This window comes from Rhodococcus sp. CX (assembly GCF_015865005.1).
Classification (GTDB): Bacteria; Actinomycetota; Actinomycetes; order Mycobacteriales; family Mycobacteriaceae; genus Rhodococcus.
Window position 1 is genome coordinate 15,338 of the sequence record NZ_JADZGH010000088.1, and the last position, 2,307, is coordinate 17,644.

A 2,307-nucleotide genomic window follows, 5' to 3' on the forward strand; every position below is an offset into this window, starting at 1 on the left:
ACCTGACCATCCGGGCCGCGAACCTGCTGGCTTTCGAGCCGGGATTGTCGCTGAACCAGTCGATCGTGCCCGGTTTCCTCACGTTGATCGGAACCGGCAAGTTCCTGGCGTCGTCGAACGGCCCGGTGATCTTCGCGGAGCCGCCGTTGCGGGTGGACCCGGAGGCACTGGTGGGCTGGGCGGACTGCCCGTCCCCCAGCCATCACTTCGACGAGTCCTGGGTGACCGGGTTCGTCGCGGCCGGTGCGCGCATGTTCGGCGTGCAGTCCGGCGAGGAGCGGCAGTTCGATTTCACCGGCGCGGGGACGGTGCTCATCCAGTCCAGCGAGAAGGTGATCGACGACAGTTCGGTGGTCCGGATGATCGAGGGACAACTGCCGGGGCTGACGAACAGCGGACTGCAACGCATCAATCATGCGGTGTCGTCGCAGCTGCAACAGCAGCAACAGTTCTGATCACACCCGGGGTGAAGGCTGGGCATTCTGCTGACGCAGATCTGTCGCAATGTGATTACGATCACAGGGTAGCCAGGCCTTAGTACGATAAGGTTTGGACATCCTAAGTACCACCGCTCCAGATTGGTCGATCGCATGTACGTCTGCAGCTGCCACGCTCTCACCCACAATCACATCGAGGCTGAGATCGCTGCAGGCGCGCGCTGTACCCGGGAAATCAGCGCGGCATGCCGGGCGGGTACCGACTGCGGCGGTTGCGTACGCAATATCTCGGCGATCCTGCGGGCCGCCCGCCAGAGTGAGAACATCGAACTCGAGACCGCCGTGTAGCCAGCCCCTACCCGGCGGTGAACTCGATGGTTCCACCCCGGGAGGTTCCATGAAGGGCGACAAGAAGGTCCTGGAGTATCTCAACGAGCAGCTGACTGCCGAACTCACCGCGATCAACCAGTATTTCCTGCACTCGAAGATGCAGGACAACAACGGCTGGGCGAAGCTCGCGTCACACACGCGCGCCGAGTCGTTCGAAGAGATGCGTCACGCCGAAACACTCACCGATCGGATTCTGTTCCTCGACGGCCTGCCGAACTACCAGCGGCTCGGGTCGATCCGCATCGGACAGACCGTGAAGGAGATGTTCGAAGCCGACTTACAGGTGGAGATCGAGGCTCGCGACCGCTTGCGGAAGGGGTCCGAGTACATGCGCTCGGTCAGCGACATCACGTCGGCGAACATCTTCGAGTCGATCCTCGCCGAGGAGGAAGAACACATCGACTACCTCGAAACCCAGCTCGCACTGCTCGAGCAGCTGGGTGAGCCGCTGTACATCTCCGTGCACGTCTCCCCGCCGGAGTAATCGCCGTAATCGCCCCGAGGGCCGCCACAGTCGTTGATCGCGCAACCATATCGCGTATCCTGGCAATATGGACACTCCGAGGTGGCTCGACGACAACGAGCAACGCGCCTGGCGCGCCTATCTCGACGCCACGCGCCTGCTCATGGCGGCCCTCGACCGGCAACTCGTCCGCGACTCCGGCCTCTCGCTGACGGACTACGAACTGCTCGTCGCCCTGTCGGAGGCACCGGGTAGACGCATGCGCATGAGCGCCCTGGCCGATGCCGTGGTCACGACCCGCAGCGGGGCCACCCGCGCGATCGCCCGCCTCGTCGACGCCGGATTGGTCCGCCGGGTCGAATGCCCCGAGGACAAACGCGGCACGCTGGCCGAACTGACCGACGAGGGCGCCGCCAAGCTGGACGAAGCCAGCCCCGGACATGTCGAAGCGGTGCGTTCGAGTATGTTCGACCTGCTCAGCGCGGAGGACGTCACGCGGTTCGGCGACTCCTTCACCGCGATGCGCAAGCACCTGCTCGGAAACGGCTAGGGGAAATTCATGAGCGACTCGTCCGTGATCACCGTCCACAACCCGGACCTGCAGCGATACGAACTGCGCGACGGCGACACCGTCATCGGCTACACCCAGTACCACCCGGACGGCGATGTCCAGCTCGTGTTCGACCACACCGAGGTCGACGGCGCCTACTCGGGCCGGGGTCTGTCCGGCAAACTCGTGCGCTTCGCCCTCGACGACGTACGCGAACAGGGCAAGCGGATCGTTCCGATCTGCCCCTTCGTGCACTCCTACATCGAGAAGCACCCCGAGTACCAGGACATCGCCGACTGATCGTGTGTCGCGGACAATGGCCTCATGACCGAGCGCAAGCGTCCGGACATCACCTTCGAGTCGTGGGTCGAGCGACAGATCCGCGTCGCCCAGGAACGCGGCGACTTCGACAACCTGCCCGGCGCGGGTAAGCCGATCCCCCACTACGGCGACGACGAGCTGTGGTG

6 protein-coding genes are annotated in these 2,307 nt (G+C 64.1%); all 6 read left to right on the forward strand.

Annotated features, from left to right (window positions below):
* Window positions 1-455 (forward strand): AIM24 family protein (locus I0Q12_RS32510; protein ID WP_231610362.1); only part of this gene is annotated, 455 nt, incomplete at its 5' end.
* Between the two features lie 135 nt (window positions 456-590).
* Window positions 591-785 carry a bacterioferritin-associated ferredoxin gene (locus I0Q12_RS09510; RefSeq protein WP_197251698.1) on the forward strand — a complete coding sequence of 65 codons (195 nt, stop codon included), beginning with the start codon at window positions 591-593 and terminating at the stop codon, window positions 783-785.
* 49 nt (window positions 786-834) lie between these two features.
* Entirely contained in the window at window positions 835-1,311 is a 477-nt protein-coding gene (gene bfr, locus I0Q12_RS09515) for a bacterioferritin (RefSeq protein WP_197251693.1), read from the forward strand.
* A gap of 67 nt (window positions 1,312-1,378) precedes the next feature.
* A complete protein-coding gene (locus I0Q12_RS09520; RefSeq protein WP_197251694.1) occupies window positions 1,379-1,840 on the forward strand; it encodes a MarR family winged helix-turn-helix transcriptional regulator in 462 nt (153 codons plus the stop codon).
* Window positions 1,841-1,849: 9 nt separating this feature from the next.
* On the forward strand, window positions 1,850-2,140 hold the full coding sequence (locus I0Q12_RS09525; protein WP_197251695.1) for a GNAT family N-acetyltransferase: 291 nt from the start codon (window positions 1,850-1,852) through the stop codon (window positions 2,138-2,140).
* A gap of 24 nt (window positions 2,141-2,164) precedes the next feature.
* Window positions 2,165-2,307: DUF1992 domain-containing protein (locus I0Q12_RS32515; protein ID WP_374068677.1), on the forward strand; the 143-nt coding region annotated here is incomplete at its 3' end.

Excerpts from the sequence above, each read along its gene's own strand:
- I0Q12_RS09510 (WP_197251698.1), top strand. The coding sequence starts at position 591 with ATGTACGTCTGCAGCTGCCACGCTCTCACCCACAATCACATCGAGGCT.
- bfr (WP_197251693.1), top strand. The coding sequence starts at position 835 with ATGAAGGGCGACAAGAAGGTCCTGGAGTATCTCAACGAGCAGCTGACT.
- I0Q12_RS09520 (WP_197251694.1), top strand. The coding sequence starts at position 1,379 with ATGGACACTCCGAGGTGGCTCGACGACAACGAGCAACGCGCCTGGCGC.
- I0Q12_RS09525 (WP_197251695.1), top strand. The coding sequence starts at position 1,850 with ATGAGCGACTCGTCCGTGATCACCGTCCACAACCCGGACCTGCAGCGA.